Raw genomic sequence first — 19,346 nt, 5'->3', positions numbered from 1 at the left:
AGGCACTAGTTTATAAAATATATTTAAGGAAAATGACTCATGGCATTTGATAAAAAATTATTGGAAATATTGGCTTGTCCAGTATGTAAGTCTGGATTGGTTTTTAACAAAGAATTAAACGAATTAGTTTGCAGAGCCGACAAGCTTGCTTATGCCATTAACGATGACATCCCTGTGATGTTAGAGAATGAAGCAAGAAAACTGACGCTCGATGAATTAGAGCAAATAAAGTAACTGATTTGAAAGTAGCGTTTTTTTAGACCGCGATTATATTTACAGCACAGATTGGAAAACCAATGTCACAAGATAAAAAGAACTTTATTGTTGTTATCCCAGCCCGTTATGATTCTTCACGTTTACCAGGTAAGCCGTTAGCGGATATTGCAGGGAAACCTATGGTGCAATGGGTTTACGAACGTTCAATTGCCAGCGGAGCTAAGCAAGTTATTGTTGCTACCGATGACAAACGTATAGAGCAAGCAGTTATCGCATTTGGTGGCGAAGTTTGTATGACGTCTACTAAACATACTTCTGGTACAGAACGTTTGGCTGAAGTTGTTGAAAAGTACGGTTTGGCGGATGATGAAATTATTGTCAATGTACAAGGCGACGAGCCAATGATCCCTTCGTCGAATATTTGCCAGGTTGCAGATAATTTGTCGCAGTATTTATTAAAAGCCCAAACCGCTAACTCTACAACTGAAATAACAAAAAATGTAGGCATGGCAACCTTAGCTGAACCTGTTTGTTCAAGAGCAGAATTAGCCAATCCTAATGTGGTTAAAGTGGTTACCGATAAAGACGGTTTAGCTTTATATTTCTCACGTTCGGCAATGCCATTTGATCGTGACGGTAAAGAAGACGAATTGAACTACGGCTACTTAAGACACATCGGCATTTATGCATACAAAGTCGGCTTTATAAAACAATACATTACTTGGCCAACGTCACAGTTAGAACAGATTGAGTCGTTAGAGCAATTACGAGTGTTATGGCAAGGTCAATCAATCCATGTGGCTGAAGCTGTTGAGCCACCGCCAGCTGGTGTTGATACCGCTGAAGACCTAGAGCAAGTTCGCAGACTCGTTGCTAGCTTAAACAGTTTCTAAGTTTTTATTTTAGGCTTTTATTCTAAGCCAAAAATGTAAATAGAAACGTAATAGAAGCGTAATTTAAAGCGCAATTTAAAGTGCAATTAAAAGTGCAATTAAAAGTGCAATAAAATTAATTAAATACTGAAGAACAATTTGAACAAACCATTGAATATACATGTAGTTTATCAACATCCTGACTTTTATGTGGTCGATAAACCTTCTGGCATTGGCTTTCATGATGAAGGCGTTGATACTAGTGGAAGTAAAGAGAGCTCTGATAAAAGTAAACAAAGCGCTAGCCAAAATACAGAAAGCCTTAGCGAAAACGAACTTCATGTAGGCGAAAGTAAAAAACTGGTAGAGCAGACTGGCTTTTTTAACTTATGCGCTGCGCACTTTTCTGAAACCTTATTTCCCGTGCATAGACTAGATAAGCTAACCAGTGGATTGTTAATTTTAGCCCGTAATAAAACGGCAGCGACTTGGTTTCAACAAGCGTTTGAAAACAAACAAATTCAAAAATACTATTTGGCCTTGTCTGACTCTAAACCTAAAAAGAAACAAGGCAGTATCAGTGGTGATATGGCTAAAGCCCGTTTATCACAATGGAAACTGCTAAAAACAAAAGTGAATCCTGCAACTACCCGTTTTTTTAACTGGGGATTAGCGTCTGGCTCAGACAATATAAAAGGACTGAGACTGTTTTTGATCAAGCCAGAGACAGGTAAGACTCACCAAATAAGAGTGGCGCTGAAAAGTTTAGGCTCTCCTGTTTTAGGCGATAAGTTATACGGTGGAAATAGCTCTGACAGAGGTTACTTACACGCATTAATGCTTAATTTTCAATATGGTGACGACGAGGTTAAGTTAATCTCATTCCCTAATTCGGGGTCGTTATTTGTTGATAATGAGCAAGGTATTAAAGAGTTGGTTGGTGAACCGGATTTGCATAGTTGGCCAAAAAGTAACAAGTCTAAAAATTCGACATCAAATGAACAAACGAATATTCAAGAACAAGATTCAAAATAGTATTTAAATTAGTATTAAAACAGTAAGGCTCAATAGCGTTAATTAATATGACAGATTATGAAACTCGTTTTGGTGGCATCAGCCGCCTATATGGAACTCAACAAGCCAAGTGGATTGAACAAGCTCGCGTTTGTGTGGTTGGCATTGGCGGCGTAGGTACTTGGGCTGCAGAAGCACTTGCACGTTCTGGTATTGGCCACATAACGTTAATTGACCTTGATGATATTTGTATGACTAATACTAACCGTCAAATTCATGCGATGGTTGGTACTGTAGGGCAAGCCAAAGTTGACGTTATGGCTGAGAGAATCAAGCTAATCAATCCAGACTGCACGGTCACTTGTATCGAAGACTTTATAACGGCGGATAACTTAATTGAAATAATAGGCACAAGAGATGCTAGTAAGTTTGATTATGTTATTGATGCCATTGACAGTATAAATGCTAAAACCGCCTTAATAGCCCATTGTAAGCGTAATAAGATAGGTTTGTTGGTTACCGGTGGAGCTGGTGGACAGACAGACCCAAGTCAAATTCAATATTCAGACTTAGCTAAAACCACTCACGACCCATTATTATCAAAAGTAAGAAATTTACTACGTCGTGATTTTAACTTTAGTAAAAACCCTAAACGTAAGTTTGGCGTGGACTGTGTATTCAGCACAGAACAATTACAATACCCGCAAGAAGATGGCAGCGTGTGCCAAGTAAAAGCCAACGCAGAAGGCTCAATGCGCTTGGACTGTAATATGGGATTTGGCGCCGCCACTATGGTAACCGGTACCTTTGGTTTTTTTGCAGCATCAAAAGCCATTAGCAAGATATTACAGAAACAAGAACGACTGTTAAAAGAAAGCAGCAATTAAACACTTATATAAAAAGAGTCAATTTAAAAGAGCCAATTAAAAAAGCCAATTAAAAAAGGGTAAAGCGATGTCGATATTAATTAATATTCCAGGAAGACCACTAGATAAATTAATCACTCGACTCAAACAAGACATTCCAGAACACGAAATTGAAGTTTGGCCTAATGTTAACAATCCAGATGCGGTTGAATTCGCTTTGGTGTGGAAACACCAACATGGTTCATTGAACGCTTATAAAAACCTAAAAGCCATATCCTCATTTGGCGCAGGCGTAGACTCAATAATCTCAGACCCAGACTTACCTAATGTTCCCATTGCCAGAATAGTTGATCCAGATTTAGCGATAAACATGGCGCAATATGTTCTCACTATGGTGCAGCACCATAAATTACGCTTAAATCAATTTAATCAGCAACAGAAAGAATGTATATGGAAACCAAAATCAGCAAGAAAGGGTAATAACGTCGGCATTCTGGGGCTAGGGCAGTTAGGTGCAAAAACAGCAAAAGTATTGTTAAGTGCTGGTTTTGACGTATCAGGCTGGAGTCGCAGTCTAAAAAAAATTAATAACGTCAATTGTTATGCAGGCGATAATGGATTTAATACTGTTGTTAGCGAAGCTGATTACTTAGTTTGTTTATTACCGCTTACGGATAAAACCGAAAACATATTAAATGCTGCTGTATTTTCTAAAATGAAATCAACAGCTGTATTAATTAATGTAGCCAGAGGCGAACATGTTGTTGATGAAGACTTAATAGCTGCACTTGCTCCTACTAAAGAACAAGCCCATCACCTACAAACACAACAACAAATAGATTTTGCGTACTTAGATGTATTCAGACAAGAACCATTACCAGAACAACACCCGTTTTGGCAGTCAGATAAAATCCAAATAACCCCACATATTTCTGCAGTGACTAATGTTGAAACAGCGGTAAGCCAAATCGTTGAAAATTACTTTTTACAGAAGAAAGGGCTAGAGCTAAAGAACCTGATAGATAGACGTTCTGCGTATTAATCACTTTATAAAGCATAAAAAAAACCAGTAGTTTTCACTACTGGTTTTTTATGGTTACTAATTATTTAATTCAAACTAATGAAATTGAATCTAGAATAATACTTTAGCACCTAGGTAGAAACGACGAGGCTCAACCCAGTCTTTAGCTTCACCGAAGGCATATGTTCCACTACCAGCAGCTAATTGCTCTTCTTCCGTAATAGCTTGATCGTCTAGGACATTAAATATGTCTAAGAAGAACTCTGTTTGGTAGTCACCAAAGTCATGGACGTATTTAACACGTACATCTAAAGTACCGTAAGAAGGAGTTTCTGCTACACCAACAGAACCTGTATCTACCCACTCAGTAGTGTATCCACCAAATTCGTATGCAGTCTCAACTTGTAGAGGTAAGTAACGTCCACTAATAGACTGGGCTTTACTATAACGAGTTCCTGAGTTCCAGTTATAAATAGCGCCAGCTTCAAAACCGTTGTCAAAGTAATACGTACCTAATATTTTAAATTGATGCTCAACATTACCAGGTTGTTTACCGTACATATTTGGAGCTCTAGGATCTAATATTTCCCAGTCACCTTGGAAGTCAGCATTACCATCTGAATTTGAACTACCTTCAGCGTCATTATAAGTATATGAAGATAATAAGCTCCAATTTTCAGTACGTAATTTTTTGAATGTTACTTCAATACCTTGGTATACACGTTTTCCTCCAGCTAGTGTACCTATTACATAGTTAGAACCCGGATTTTCAGTATAACCAAAATAAGAATATGGTAATTCAAAATCAGTTCCTGCTAAATAACCGTCTTCACTGTAAATACTTAAGTCATAATCTTCCATTATGTCTTTGGTATCACGCTTAGTATAAGTTACAGATATATTAGTATCTTCGGTAAGGTTTGTAGAATAACCAATTAAGAACTCATCAGTATACGGAGTTTTAGTTGCTGGTGAAATAAATGCATCTTGAGTAGCTACACCGCCACGAGTACGGAATGTTTCCCAATTTCCATTAACAAATATTTGCTCTTCACGAACAGAACCCGTTAAATTACCCGCAAATGACGTCATGTCTGTACGAATTGGATCGTAGTAACGGCCAATAAATGCCCATACTTTAGAATCACCATCACCATTAATATCATATACCGCACTTAAACGATGAGCGACTTCCCAATCAAATGTAAATATGTTCGCGCCTGTTGATGCAAAATGTTCCCATTTTTCAGCACGTAAACCTACATTAAGCGTTAAGTCATCAATAGTAATGCTATCTTGAATATAAAAAGTTTGACCTTTTGTTTCCAATTTAGATTCTGCTTGTTCAGTTTGCATTATTCTATATGCATTAACATCACCAGTAGGGTTACCTTCAGTACTATTAAATACAATATTTGAAACATCGGCTTCTGTTATCCCTAATTCATCAGAGAGTCTAACTATATCTGCGCTTCCTAAGTCTTTCGTACCAACCCAGTCATCATTTGTAATATAATCATTAAATGTTACGCCAGAGTCAGCGGCTGCAATAGATGTGTATTGAGCGCTATCACCTGTGTATACAGAGTTTGTGATATTTTCATTAGTTTCAGCTTCATAACCAACTTCAATAGTGTGATAACCAAAATCATCAGTATCTAAGTAGTACTCTGCATTAATGTAAAAACTTGATTTATTACGATCTTGCAGAGTATGAGCACCTAAGCCACCTAAGTCAGTCTCAGATTGTGTTGCAGATGAGGCATTTGTATAAAAAGCAACATCATTTCGAGTCGATGTATCTTTAGCAAGATAAGATAATTCTGATTCATGAGACATGACGCCAGTGTTTATAATTAAATCGTCCCATGCATGTGAGTAATCAAGTTTTAGATTGTTACCACCAATTGCTGTAACTCGATCTCGGTTTGATAATGTATCAAATGCACTACTTCCTGAGATATCTCTCGGGTCGTTAAAGAAAGTAAATACTAAGCGGTCATCTTCAGTTGCCTGCCAAGTTAATTTACCAAAACCTAACGTAGATTCATCTTCAACGGCACGTGAAAAGTCACCTGTTACAGGGTCAGTTACATCAGTTTTTTTATTTTTAATTTGGTAAGAAGCAAAAAACCATAATTCATCTTTAATTATTGGACCGCCTAAAGTAACGGCTGTATCAAAAGTAGAAAAACCAGCATCTGCTTTTGTAGGACTGTCATAATCGCCAACTAGGCTGTCATTTTGTAGATAGTAGTTAACAGAACCATGAAATTCATTACTACCAGACTTAGTTACAACGCGTGATACTAGACCAGCACCACCAGCATATTTAGCAGGAACAGCACCAGTAATAACTTGTTGTTCTTGGATAATTTCAGAGTTGATGTTACCACCAGCTGTACCAGTGGAGTTATCTGTAACGTTTACACCATCGATGTAGTAAATATTATCTGAAGAAGTACCTACACTACCACCAACATCTGAATAGTTAACACCAGATTTAGACGAAGGGTTACCACTTGAACTTGGCTTAACGCCAGGTGTAAGTTGTAAATAACTTTGATATGAACGACCTGTAGGTAAAGATTCAGTCATATCTAAAGTGATATCCATACCCGTTGTTGCCGATGTAGTATCAATTGCAGAAATAGCACGACCAGAAACTGTAATTGTCTCCATAGAGCTGGTTGCACCGCTTACTGAGTAGCTAAGGTTCAAGCTTTTACCTGTAATAACACGAACATTACTAGCTTCAAAAGACTGAATGTCAGAACCGTTAATACTAACAGTATATTGGTTTGATGCATCTAAGCCTCTAAGAGTCACATAACCGTCAGCATCAGAAACTGCTGTTTTGCTTACTAAAGAATCAGGAGCTTTAGCTAAAACAGTTGCGCCTGCAATAGCGTTGCCATTTTTGTCAGTTACTTTAATTTTTAAACCGCCAGTATCAGCAGCCATTGCAGTACTTGATAAGCCAAGCGCAGCAGCAACTGCAAATGCAGTTAAACTATTTCTAAAATTTTTCATGTTTTATTCCTGGTTGTTATTATTTTGTTTTTATATTGTTGCAATTCATGTTGTTGCAATTAGTGGTATAAATCAATTGCCCTTAATTTATACAACTTACAGTGCCTGATGTTAAACAATATTGAAAGAAATTTTAAAAGTTTTTATATGAGTTTTTTGTGATTTGTAATGAATTCTGAACAATTAACTAAAAATAAGGAGGAGGAAAGGGGGACAAGGAAATGTATCTACTGTTTAAAACGATAGGAATTACTTCCTAACATCGCTGTACAGTAAGTAATACATCGTTTTTGTGAATATTGAATTTGAATAATTAAAGTTTAATTTATTATGTGATTTTATAAGTGAATATATTGAGGTTGTAAAATGTTCTATAGCCTTTATTTGAATTTTTTTATGGATTTCTTGACTTTCTTAGCCCTATGTTGCTTCAGTATAGCGTTGTTGGCTATATTTTAGCTTGATGTATATATACTTAAAAAATATATATTTACTAAGAGGCTAAATATTAATAAGAGCTATGAATAATCAAAATAGTGTTTTACTTAGACGGCTTTAGAACATTATTTTTGTAAAGATAACCGACAATAGTTTAGGAGCTTCAGGACGGAGGAGTTGATAAATGCCAGTCAGCTTTAACTGACTGGCATAAAATTATGAATCACGTTTAAAATAGGATTTAAACATGCTTTCTTATGTTACTTATTATGAAATAAATATGCTTTATTATTGTAAGTACTTAGCTAAAAACTTTTCCATTTTAGTATAAAGCTCTATTTTATTTTCTTGCTTAGCAAAGCCATGACCTTCATTTTCTTTCATGATCCATTCATCATCAGAAAGTTCAATACCACGGTCTTTAAGAGCTTCACGAAGCTTTGTCGCATGCTTCTTGACTACGCGAGGATCTTTTGCACCTTGTACAATCATAACTGGAGCAACTATTTTATCTACGTGATGAAGAGGAGACATTCTTTTCATTAATTCTTTATCTTCAGGATCACCTATTTGTTTTTTCATTACTTCTCTTTGAGGTTCCCAATGTTTTGGTAATGAGTCGAACAATAATTCAATATCAGTTACACCAACGTAATTAATTCCGCATTTATACAATTCAGGTGTAAATGTTAAGCCCGCCATAGTTGCATAACCACCGTAACTTGCTCCATATATACATACTTTCTCAGGGTCTACCGTACCATTATTAATTAAATGTTTTACAGTGTCTGTTATATCATTTTGCATTTCAGCTCCCCATTTCCCGCCATAGCCAGCTTGTTCGAATTTTCGACCATAACCACCAGATCCTCGGAAGTTTACTTGTACAGTCGCATAACCTCGGCTAGCAAAAAATTGAGCTTCAGGGTTAAAGCCCCACGAGTCTCTAATTCCAAATGGACCGCCATGAGGATTAACAATTAATGGTACTTTTTTACCATCGCTATTTTTAGGTAGCGTTAAATAACCTCGTAACGTTAGGCCATCTCTACTCTGGAATTTAATAGGCTTCATTTCAGATAGAAGCGTAGTATCAAGCCAAGGCATAGGTGCAACTAAAGACTTTAGCGTATTTTTTACTTTATCAAATAAATAATACTGTCCAGGGTCAGTATCACTTCCGGCATATACAATATTCAGTTTTTCATCTTTGCTTTGACTTGTAATAGACACTTTTTTATTAACAAATGCTTTCTCTAATGAGGCCATCATGTGAGCTGTCTCTTCATCGAAGTAAGTAACTTCTGGGTATTCATTAATATATGATATAGCTATTAATTTTTTACGTTTAATTGAAAAACCTAATGAAGAAACATCAATCTCAGGAACAGACAAAACCAACTCACCAAGTTTATTATTATCTGGGTCATATTTGTATACTGCATAAGTATCTCTACCTATATTAGATGCTACAAACAAAGATTTATTATCAAAATCAAAAGCTAGTGGTTGTATATTCTCTGACGTAACTTCATATTCTCTTAATATACTAAATTCTTTTTTTCCTTTAGCTTTGTAATAGAATTTTCCTTGTAAGCCATCGATAGACATAGCTCCACGAACTTCACCATCATGATCTAAAAGCCAAACCTGGTAATCACCTGGGTTCTTTGCAATAAGCTCCATTTTATAATTTCTGTCACGTTTACGGTCCCAACGACTATTTAATGGCAATTTATACAAATCAGGAGCTTTAATATTTCTTCCATTATATTGCACAATAATATGGTCTGGATCATTTGGTAACATATGAACTATAGCGGCAGAACGAATACCTGATGCTCCAACTTTTGACCCAATAAGTTCAACTACTTTGCCTTTTTTTGCATGCACATTTATTTTGTATAGGCTAAAAGCTTCGTTACCATCACTATCTAGAGTAAAAACAATCTCATTATCATTAGCCCATGTGAAGCCAGATATATCTTGTTCATCAAATTTAGTTACTGGTTTTGCATTTTTTAACCCTTCGGTTTCTAAAATAACTATATTTTTACGATCATTTATTGGTGATAGAACCGCTAAATATTTGCCATCTGGCGATAGCTGTAGACTAGAAAATGTAGGGTTTTTAAAAAAATCTTCAACTGAAGGTTGAGTTACTTGTGCACTTGTCGTCAATGGAAACAAGAATAAAAAACTAATAATAAATAGCTTTAGTAATGCAGGCATAATATTTCCTTATTAAATTATGAGAGTTAAATATACATATAAAATAGTAATGTACAAATTAAAAAGCCCTACTAAATTAGCAGGGCTTTGGGTCTATACTATATTAAATATAGTTTAGAATGATTGCTCTAAACGTAAGTATAGAGAGCGTCCAGTTAGGTCATATAAAGACCAGTTAACGTCACGATAGTCACGGAAACCGTCATATATACTAGGAGCTTCTTTATCTAGAAGATTATTGATACCTACAGCAATTTTAGTATCAGTAGGAGCAACATATGCTAACTGTACATTATGCTTAACGTAGCTAGGAAGGTCAGCATAGTAAGTTACATCATACTCTTCATTACCAGAGTCTTGAGCGCCTACATAGTACATAGTCCAAGTAGCAGATATATCTTCATAAGAATAGTTAACTGCTAAATCAGCTTTCCATTCTGGATATTCTTGTAAACCAGCATAATCAAATGCTTCACTTTCTGAGTCTGCAACTTCTTCAAAGCTAAATACTTTAGAGATATTTAAGCTAGTAGATACATTACCCATTGAAGTTTCTAAACGATACTTAGCACTAAAGTCAATACCGTCTGTAGATAGTGAAGATTTATTCACATAACCAGTGTACATGAAATCAATTTTGTCACTTACAGAGTTACGATCAATTGCAAGAGGAAGAGAACCTAAGCCACCTTGTTCTTTTTCAAGACGTAAGATTTCTGAGTTACTTACACTGTCAATTCTGTCTTCATAGTTGATTGAGTAGTAAGTTAGTTCAACAGAGAAATCTTCAACTATATCCCATACCATACCAACAGTTGTTGAATCACCAGTTTCAGCTTGAAGTTCAGTGTTACCACCAAACCAAGTTGCTACTTGCTCACCAGCATCAGAACAGTAACCAGCAGACTCTTGACCTGGGTTAGCTTCACACCATGCTGTATCACGAACTGTAGGGAAACTTAATGCGTAAGATTGGAACATTTCACCCATGTTTGGTGCACGGAAAGACTCGCCCCAAGAACCACGGATTAATAATGAATCAAGTGGACGCCAAGTTAAACCAATTTTTGGTACAACTTTATCAAACGTACTGCTTTTCTCGCCTAGGTTTGTAGTACCTGTTTGTTCGTAACTTTCATAACGACCAGCAACGGTCACGTCAATGTTATACGGTAATGTAGCTTGTAGCTCCATATATGCCGCAGTACGTTCACGTGTTGCAAATACATCATCACCACCAGAACCACCAGAGATGAAACCATTTGCAGATTCAGGATCACTAACTTGAGTAAAGTCAATTTGTTCGAATTCTACACCAACTACACCAGCAACCATAAAGTCACCATCATCTAAAAGTGTAGTTGAAACTAAACCGTCAATTTGCTCACTAGCATAACGACCTGTATAGCTACCCGTATGGTTTGCTCTTTGGTAAAGCTCACCCATACTATCACTCCAGGCACCGTAGCTAGAATTTTGAGTGTTAAATAAATCGTATGTACCTTCGTCAATTGCTGCTTGGAATGCAACGTCATTGATTAGGTTTGTACCTAAAACGTTTGTTTTAGAAATACTGTTTTGGTAGTTAACTTCCCAATCTAGGCCTTGACCTATGTCAGAGAAACCTTCTAAACCTAGTAGCATGTCTGTTGTGATTACTTCAGTTTTTGTATCACGGTTACCAATTGGAACTGCACGAGTATAGATTTGGATTTTTTCATCTGTTGGGTTAAATGGATTATCAGCTTGCATGTAAAGAGGCGTTGTAGAAACTGGAGTCCCGGCATAACGAGAGTCAGTTTCATTAAAGCTAGCCATTCCTCGACCAACAAAACTAATGTTGTCAGTTAATTCATAGTTAAAGTTTGTTAAGAATGAATTTTTTTCTGCATCAGGGTAAAATTTAGTAACTGCACCGTAGTTGTAAAAACAACGACCACTACCATCAGCATCTACACCATTAACAACATTTGGCTCTTGTGCACACATGTCAGGGTTTGAGAAATAATCACCGTTACCATCTTTGTAGTTAGATACAGGGCTGTAAGAACTATATGCACCATAAGTTGCATCGTCTAGAGGCCAAACTTCACTATCAAAAATAGCATCAGCTTCAGAGTGCTCGTAAGTGAAAATGATGTTACCTTTTTCAGAAGTATAACCTGTAGTTACAGAGAAGTTAGTGCTATCACCACCTTCAACACCAGGTTGGTTAACTTCATATTTAAGGTTTAGACCATCAAAGTCTTTCTTAGTAATGATATTGATTACACCAGCTACAGCTGAAGAACCGTATACAGCAGATGCACCGTCACGTAAAATTTCAATACGTTCAACAACAGACATTGGAATAAGTGATGTATCTGCAGAAGCACCAGAAGATGAACTTGTACCAGGCATACGACGACCATCAAGTAATACTAAAGTAGCATCCGAACCAAGACCACGTAGATTAATGTTTGATGATGCAGCACTGCCTGCTCCATAACCAGAAACACCAGTCCATGAACCAAAAGAGTTTGATGCTAGGTTGTTTAGTACGTCACTAACAGAAGGTTCACCAGATAAGTTAATATCTGCAGCTGTAATTACAGTGATTGGTGAGCTATTTTCAAGGTCAACTTGTTTAATACGTGAACCTGTAACAGAGATTCTTTCAATAACTTTAGCTTCATCAGCTTCAGCAGCTAAAAGTGGTGCACTAACACCTAAAGCAGAAAATACTGCAACAGCAGCAATACTACGGTTAAAATTTTTCATGTGATTTGTTCCTGGAATAATTATTGTTTTTAAGTTTAAGTCTTTTTAGCCATAATTAGAATTTTATGGTCTTGCTTAAACCTCACACACATAATAAGCGTAACAAAATGTATATTTCAACATATTTTTTTACAATTGTTATTCTTTGGCCTAAATAATGTGAACTTGTAAGGAAATCCAGTGTCAGTAAGGGATTGGTGGTTAAAATATAGTCATGTCAATGGTTTAAAATGCAATAAATAAATAAATAAAATCATCTTTTGTATTGTTTTGTTTACAAAAATATTATATCAAAGCTTTTGATGTTAGAAATTTTAATCTGAAGTCGTACCACTAGTTAGTTATTTTTATGTTAAAGGGGGTGTAAAATAATAACCTTTAACTAAATACGGCTGCAATTACAATAACATCTTCTACACACCTTTAAAGTAAGGGGTTATACGTCATATCGTTGTTTTATTGTATTTGGCATTAACTGTGTAAAAGATGTTTTAAGTCCATTTAATGCATTTAAAAATGGGGATGAAGATATATTTTCTATATCTTCTAGTGCAAATGCGATTGCCTCAATACTGGATAATCCAAGCTCTATGCTAGATTTACGAATGCCGTAGTTGGTTTTCCTTGTCGAATTCAGTGTTAAATTCGGTATATTTTCTAACCATTGATTGCATAGATGAATTTTTTTCGCCTTTCTCCATGTTCCATCTAACACAATTAACACGTTATTGGCCGTTGTTTTGTCATTTTGTGAACGGTTTTGAGCTGAATATTCATCCCAGGTTTTAGCTTGTTCGGATGGATACAATAAAAAGTAGTTAGTATCGGCTTGGTTTAATAATGATTTTACTTGAATAAAGTCATCTTCACTCTCTCCTACGAATATCTGAATATTGTCGGTTAATAAAGAAAGTACTCGTATCGTATTCTTTTTATTATTCACTTCAGAAGGGTGCTGCAAAACTAAGATTCTAGTCTCGTGCTTAACAGGCTCAATAAAACGACATAAACATGTCTTTATTGGGTAATTACATTTTTGGCATAGTTCTCTTGGCATAGCTATAGCTTATTAAATGCGTCAACGGCTAGGTTTTCAATGTTACCGTTATTCATGGCAATACTGTCTTCCAATCTAAATCCACCATAAGGCTTAAACTGTTCGAGTCTGCTCCAATTGAAGTCACTATTGTCTTTAACCGTTTCTAGTAATTGGTTTATGAAGTAAATACCAGGCTCAACCGTGAATACGGTTTGTTTTTCCATTTTACGTAACAGGCGTAAATATGGGTAACGTGAGTCTTTAGTAAGGAGTTCTCCACTTTTATTAGCAAAGTGTCCACCTACATCATGAACCTGAGTACCTATATAGTGGCCGACACCACATGGAAAAAATAACTGGCTGTAGCCTTTCTCGTAGGTTTGTTGTGGTGTGCACTTAACAATATCAAACTCTGATAACAGCTTAGCGATGCGTTTATGTGCCGAGTCGTGGAATGAAAAGTATTCTTTATCTACTTCAATTTCAGATAACAAGTCAAAGTACTCAACTTGGTAAGCGTCGAACATCTGCTGGAATTCACTGGCTTTGTTTAAATTTGTTCCGTTTAAATTGGCCTCGTTTAAATAGGTTCGGCTTATATCCGCATTGTAGCCATTAAATTCTGCACCTGCGTCAATAAGAAAAGAGAGTCTTTGCTCAGGGTTGGTAACTTGATAATTATCATAATGCAGTACGGATGCATTATGGTTAAATGCAATTATATTGTTATAAGGCAGTTCAAACTCTCTTACCCCCAACGATGCTAAATAAGCCTGGTGTATCTCCATTTCTGTTTTACCGGCATAAAAGCCTTCTTTGGCGACTATATGTGCTTTTGCAGCCATAAGGTTGGCTGTTCGCAAACATTCCATTTCGTATTCTGTTTTATACGCTCGTTCATATTCAATATGGTTTATTAATAGTGCAGGGTTTATCTTGCCTAGGCTTGTATCTGTATCATCCGTTAACGGCTCACCTATATATGCCAGTGTTTGAACCTTATTTTTAACAAAATCTTTAACCTGTGACACATTACTAATTAAGGTTAAGTCAAAGTGTTGTTGCCATTCTCCCTTTGGTAAATCAGGTTGGGCATGCCAAATATCTAATTCTTGATGTAAAAATAAATGCGGCTTTTTACCTGTTTGAATCAACACAAAGCTTTTTTGTTGTTTAGTTAATGGTAACCAGTATTTAAAGTGCGGGTTGGTTTTAAATGGGTAAGCATTGTCATCTCTAAAACCATAGCTGTGATGACCTGAATAAATTAAAACACCATCAAAGTTATTTTGTTCTAATGCGCTTTCAAAATTATTCTGCAGAGTCTGTAAGTGTTGCTTATATATAGAACGCATTAAATTGCCTTGTTTTGATCATAAGGTTAATAAATAGAAAGACTAAATAGAAAGTTAAAAACAGAACAGTCTATTAAGTTGTATATTAAAGTTCTCTCAATAAAAGCTTTCAATTAAAGCTCTGAATTAAAGAGTACTAAATAAGTTACTTTAGCGACTGGTTCATTCTTTTCTGAATATAAAGTCCTAACATAATAGTGATAAGTGCAATCACAGTCGAAAAATATATGGGTTCTTTTAATACCCAGTTAATTAATAACAGAGATAAAAAGGGTGAAAGATAAATTAACGAGCTGATCTGAGCGGTACGTATCGCATAAGACATGGCTTTTAACCAAAAGATAAATGCAATGCTCATTTCAAATAAGGCGATATAAACGCTCGCCATTAAATTAGTGCTATTAAAGGTGAATAAGTGCCAGTTATTAATTGCAATAAACAACAGTGCAGGTGTGCCACATATAAAGCAGATCAAAATAGACTCTAACGCTGGTGCATTAGTCTTTCTATTTAGTAGCCAATAGCTTGACCAAATTAAAGTGGACAAAAAAGCGAGTCCAAGACCAACAGAGTCAAACTCTGGCATGTTGGTTATATCAAATCGGGTAATCGCAATAACAACGCCCACATAACAAAGGGTTAAGCCTATGGCGTCACCTTTTGAAAACTTCTGCCCTAAAATTGGAATTGATAACAGCGCGAGCACTATGCCCCAAGTATAATTTATTGACTGAGCTATCTGCGCGGGTAATCTTTCGTAAGCCGCAAACAACACGTAATAATATAAAACCGGATTTATATTTCCTAACAACAAATACACTTTGGGTGTTTGTTTAAAAAGAGTAAATAGGTTTTGTTTTTGTTTACTAAAAGCATAAATGACGAACAAAACAAACAGTGAAGATAGCGATGAGACGACAACCAGTTGCTCTAAAGTCGATGATGTTAAGGCTAGCTTAAATGCAGTTGCCACCGTCGACCACAATAGAACACTGGCTAATGCAAATTGCACCGCTATCTTTTGATCCTTTTGCACCATAGTTATTTATTCAGAATCGCTGTTTTCAACTTCTCTTGATACGGAGGCCAACCAAAAGGTTTTCCAGCAAGGACGTGTAAATGTATGTGATAAACCGTTTGCCCACCATGTTCATTACAGTTCATTACGGCTCTATAACCATCATCAGCAAACCCTAACTCGGCCGCAATTTTTGCTGCAACAACATATAAATGACCAACTAAATGTGCATTTTCTTCGTTTACATCATTCATCGTCGCAATAGGGGTTTTCGGTATAACCAAAAAGTGTGTCGGTGCTTGTGGATTTATATCTTTAAATGCAAGAGCCAAATCATCTTCATAAATGATATCTGCAGGGATCTCTTTATTAATGATCTTGTCGAAAATAGTAGTGTCTGACATGTTATTTCCTATTAGGATTATACAATTTTGTCTACTTTAATCAGGGACATGCGATTAGGCAAATGTTAACTGCTTAAACCCTTAATAAAAGTTTATAAAAATGAAATGGTGTTTTTGTTTGATGTTATTGGTTATGATAAGAAAAATTGCTCTAAATACAGTGAAGTTTGTGAAATATATCCGCCTACTAATATTGATAATGACCTTGCCTAGTTTATTGTTTGGCTCTGCTGCCTTTGCCGTGGAAGTAACAAATCTATATACAGGTAAAATTCTGGTAAATGACAAAACACAGAAAACACGTGTAAAAGCGCATCGGTGGGCTATTGAGCAGGTATTATCTAAAGTCACTGGCAATCAAAAGATTTTAGAAAACCCCGTTATTCAACGTGAAGTTAAATACAAATCCGCCAACTATATTAAATCCTTTGCGTTTAAAACTGACGATCAAGATCGTACTTTTTTGGTTGATCAATTTTATCAAACAAAAATTGACGATCTAATAAAGTCCGTAGGTGGCTCATTATGGGGACGTCGTCGACCAAATACTTTAGTTTGGTTAGTGATTGAAGAAGGCGTAAACCGTTCTATCGTCGAACTTGAACAATACCCTCAATTAAGTGAAGTTTTGAATCAATCATCGGATGACCGTGGAATACCTTTATTGCTGCCTTTAATGGACACAATAGATAAAGAGGCTATTTACTCGTCAGATATTTGGGCTCGATTTGAAGCACCCGTTAACGCGGCATCAAAACGATATAACGTCGACAACTACATAATGGCCAGAATGCGTTATGTTAATTCCACCAAAGGCACTGAATACCAACAAGGTTGGCTATTGCAGTTTCAGTTGATGAAAGAAAATAAACCGCTATTAATTGGCGAGTTTAATGGTGATCAGTTTTCAGTCGTACGTCAAATGGTGAATAATATTGGTGATTACTATGCTAGCGAATACGCCATAGACAGTGAACAAACTGGAGCCGATAGCTTAGAGTTAACATTAGAAAATGTACCCAATGTAGTTGCGCTAACGAGAGCTGAAAAGTATTTGAAATCGTTACCGCCAGTGGCAGACGTTCAATTATTGCAAGTTCATAAGCATCAGGTGAAGTTTCTTTTAAACTTATCTGGCGAAGGTGGCGATGTTATAAGAGCATTAGCGTTATTACCTGAATTTGAAAAACTGAAAGACCCGGATCAACCAGTCACCTCATTATCTATTGATGAACAGTTAAAAAGCCTAGAATACTTGGACGACACAAATACAGCAGAGGCTAACTCTGGAGTGTTAAGTAATACAGATCCTTTAGTCACAACTCCAGTAAGTTCAGATCCATTAAGCGGCGATGCATTAAGCGACGCTCCATTGTTAGACGTAGATACTGAAACTAAAGTAGAAGTGAAAAAGAAAACTATTTATCTTAATTACAAATGGTTAGGCAAATAAGGTGCAATTATTACTGCCAGTGACCATAAATAGTAGTCAAACCTTTTCGTCTTTTGTCACACCTGAGAACGTACAAAGTGTGATGACCAATGAAATTAGTCGAGCAATTGAATCAAGCGAATTTGTTGCTTTATATTTAGCAGGAAACGACGGTAGTGGTAAAAGCCACTTACTCACGTCTTGTTGTCACCATGCAAATGAAGTTGGCAAGTCCAGTATGTTATTACCGCTTGAACAAGTGGTTGATTCATCACCTGACTTGATCATTGGGTTAGAGAATGTAGAAGTGGTGTGTATCGATAATATCGAAGCCATTTCGAATAACAGAGAGTGGGAAACCGCCATTTTTAATCTGTTTAACGCATTACAGCAAAACAATGCCACCATCATTTTTACCGCATTGGATGTGCCAACCAAAACCCAAATATCACTGCCTGACTTAGCGTCTCGTTTACAGTGGGGCACCTTGTTCCAAATACCAACCTTATCTGAACAAGATAAAAGCAGAGCGTTAGTACAACATGCTCACTTTATGGGGTTTGAGTTAACAGAAGAAGTGGCCAAGTTTATGTTAAATCGACTGCCTAGAAAAATGTCTTTTTTGATGCAAGCACTGAATACCCTTGCCAAGCAAAGTATTGAAAAACAAAGAAAAGTCACAGTTCCTTTTGTAAAGCATGTGCTTGAGATTTGATGGCTAATCGCTTGATAAATATGTATTTTGTAACTAAGTGAGTGATAACTAAGTATGTAATTGTGCGTTTAGTAACTAAACGCTCAATTGTAAAATTCCAAGCAGTTCGCTCTGGTTATTTAACTAACTAGGTGGTTATTCTGGTCTAATATTTCGAATGATATTACCTAAGCTACCGTATTCTGCACCACCAAGTCGAGATAACGGTTTTACCTTGTCGGCTAACACTTTCACTCTGTCTTTATCGTCTAACTCAATAACCTCATCGTTAATGTAAATCTGCTGTATTTCGGCAAATATTAACATTTGTGGTACATCACCAAGTTCTTTTGTTTCATACAAGGTGCAAGCAAAGGCGATGTGACAGTCTTTTAATCTTGGCAGCGAAAATCCTTCAAACTCAACCGTTTCTAGCTCTGTTGAGATCAACTCAGACTCGCCATGGGGCAAGGTTGCCGCTGAATCCGTAACCGCTTTAGATTGCTGTTCGTGAGCAATATGAATAACCATTTTTTTATTAGTCATTACATTTTTTGCTGTGTCTTTAATTTCACCCGTTGGTTTTTTACCAACAGAAAACATCAATATTGGTGGCGCACTCGACACTGCGGTGAAATATGAAAAGGGCGCAAGGTTATAATTCTCTTCACTAGACTCAGTCAATACCCAAGCAATTGGTCTTGGAATGATACTTTGAGTCATTAAATGATAAATGTTATTTGCTGATAAATTTTCTAAATTGGCAATCATGGTCAGTTAAATTTCCGCTTTTAAAACTAATGGCACTAGCATACCGATAAAATACGTTAAAAATCCATATAAATAAGGATTTAGCACTAATATTTTGCATTCAATTAAGTTAGAATTCTTGGCTGTAATTTATATTGAAAGTTTAATTTTAGGCAAATACCAATCAAACTTAGTTATTGGT

The 19,346-nt window shown here is 36.3% G+C and carries 15 protein-coding genes; 7 read left to right on the top strand and 8 right to left on the bottom strand.

Annotation, left to right across the window (positions count from 1 at the left end; translation table 11 throughout):
- Nucleotides 1-39: 39 nt before the first annotated feature.
- The 5 genes from BTO11_RS13900 to BTO11_RS13880 all read left to right on the top strand — a co-directional run bounded on the left by BTO11_RS13900 (nt 40) and on the right by BTO11_RS13880 (nt 4,010).
- Nucleotides 40-234, top strand: coding sequence for a Trm112 family protein (locus tag BTO11_RS13900; protein ID WP_105053156.1), 195 nt, complete (start codon nt 40-42; stop codon nt 232-234).
- Between the two features lie 62 nt (nt 235-296).
- Entirely contained in the window at nt 297-1,109 is an 813-nt protein-coding gene (kdsB, locus tag BTO11_RS13895; protein WP_105053155.1) for a 3-deoxy-manno-octulosonate cytidylyltransferase, read from the top strand.
- Nucleotides 1,110-1,247: 138 nt separating this feature from the next.
- Nucleotides 1,248-2,123, top strand: coding sequence for a pseudouridine synthase (locus BTO11_RS13890; RefSeq protein WP_229793283.1), 876 nt, complete (start codon nt 1,248-1,250; stop codon nt 2,121-2,123).
- A gap of 47 nt (nt 2,124-2,170) precedes the next feature.
- Nucleotides 2,171-2,989 carry a tRNA cyclic N6-threonylcarbamoyladenosine(37) synthase TcdA gene (tcdA, locus tag BTO11_RS13885; RefSeq protein WP_105053154.1) on the top strand — a complete coding sequence of 273 codons (819 nt, stop codon included), beginning with the start codon at nt 2,171-2,173 and terminating at the stop codon, nt 2,987-2,989.
- Nucleotides 2,990-3,056: 67 nt separating this feature from the next.
- The gene (locus BTO11_RS13880; RefSeq protein ID WP_105053153.1) at nt 3,057-4,010 is read left to right on the top strand and encodes a 2-hydroxyacid dehydrogenase; all 954 of its coding nucleotides are present in this window, start codon (nt 3,057-3,059) and stop codon (nt 4,008-4,010) included.
- Nucleotides 4,011-4,100: 90 nt separating this feature from the next.
- On the opposite strand, the gene BTO11_RS13875 is transcribed toward BTO11_RS13880, so the two are convergent.
- From BTO11_RS13875 to BTO11_RS13845, 7 genes are all read right to left on the bottom strand, one after another.
- Nucleotides 4,101-7,022, bottom strand: a complete 2,922-nt coding sequence (locus BTO11_RS13875; RefSeq protein ID WP_105053152.1) for a TonB-dependent receptor — start codon at nt 7,020-7,022, stop codon at nt 4,101-4,103.
- Nucleotides 7,023-7,748: 726 nt separating this feature from the next.
- On the bottom strand, nt 7,749-9,692 hold the full coding sequence (locus BTO11_RS13870) for a S9 family peptidase (RefSeq protein ID WP_105053151.1): 1,944 nt from the start codon (nt 9,690-9,692) through the stop codon (nt 7,749-7,751).
- A 114-nt stretch (nt 9,693-9,806) separates the two neighbouring features.
- Nucleotides 9,807-12,452 carry a TonB-dependent receptor gene (locus BTO11_RS13865; RefSeq protein WP_105053150.1) on the bottom strand — a complete coding sequence of 882 codons (2,646 nt, stop codon included), beginning with the start codon at nt 12,450-12,452 and terminating at the stop codon, nt 9,807-9,809.
- Nucleotides 12,453-12,888: 436 nt separating this feature from the next.
- Nucleotides 12,889-13,509: a tRNA-uridine aminocarboxypropyltransferase gene (locus tag BTO11_RS13860; protein ID WP_105053149.1), complete on the bottom strand. Its 621-nt coding sequence runs from the start codon at nt 13,507-13,509 to the stop codon at nt 12,889-12,891.
- A 2-nt stretch (nt 13,510-13,511) separates the two neighbouring features.
- Nucleotides 13,512-14,846, bottom strand: coding sequence for a Xaa-Pro dipeptidase (gene pepQ / locus BTO11_RS13855; RefSeq protein WP_105053148.1), 1,335 nt, complete (start codon nt 14,844-14,846; stop codon nt 13,512-13,514).
- 145 nt (nt 14,847-14,991) lie between these two features.
- Nucleotides 14,992-15,858, bottom strand: a complete 867-nt coding sequence (locus BTO11_RS13850) for a DMT family transporter (protein WP_181135915.1) — start codon at nt 15,856-15,858, stop codon at nt 14,992-14,994.
- Between the two features lie 29 nt (nt 15,859-15,887).
- Nucleotides 15,888-16,268 (bottom strand): histidine triad nucleotide-binding protein, encoded by a 381-nt coding sequence (locus BTO11_RS13845; protein ID WP_105053146.1) that lies wholly within the window; start codon nt 16,266-16,268, stop codon nt 15,888-15,890.
- Between the two features lie 169 nt (nt 16,269-16,437).
- Here BTO11_RS13845 and BTO11_RS13840 point away from each other — a divergent pair, with 169 nt between their 5' ends.
- Both BTO11_RS13840 and hda read left to right on the top strand, forming a co-directional pair.
- Nucleotides 16,438-17,721, top strand: a complete 1,284-nt coding sequence (locus tag BTO11_RS13840; protein WP_181135914.1) for a DUF2066 domain-containing protein — start codon at nt 16,438-16,440, stop codon at nt 17,719-17,721.
- Nucleotide 17,722: 1 nt separating this feature from the next.
- Nucleotides 17,723-18,415, top strand: coding sequence for a DnaA regulatory inactivator Hda (gene hda / locus BTO11_RS13835; protein WP_105053144.1), 693 nt, complete (start codon nt 17,723-17,725; stop codon nt 18,413-18,415).
- Nucleotides 18,416-18,550: 135 nt separating this feature from the next.
- Here the strand turns inward: hda and BTO11_RS13830 are convergent, their stop codons facing one another.
- Nucleotides 18,551-19,165 carry a flavin reductase family protein gene (locus BTO11_RS13830; RefSeq protein ID WP_105053143.1) on the bottom strand — a complete coding sequence of 205 codons (615 nt, stop codon included), beginning with the start codon at nt 19,163-19,165 and terminating at the stop codon, nt 18,551-18,553.
- Nucleotides 19,166-19,346: the final 181 nt, after the last annotated feature.

It is taken from the genome of Psychrosphaera saromensis (genome assembly GCF_002954545.1).
Lineage (GTDB): Bacteria > Pseudomonadota > Gammaproteobacteria > Enterobacterales > Alteromonadaceae > Psychrosphaera > Psychrosphaera saromensis.
Note: the sequence above shows the minus strand (reverse complement) of the source record. Positions and strands in the feature narration are given on the sequence as shown.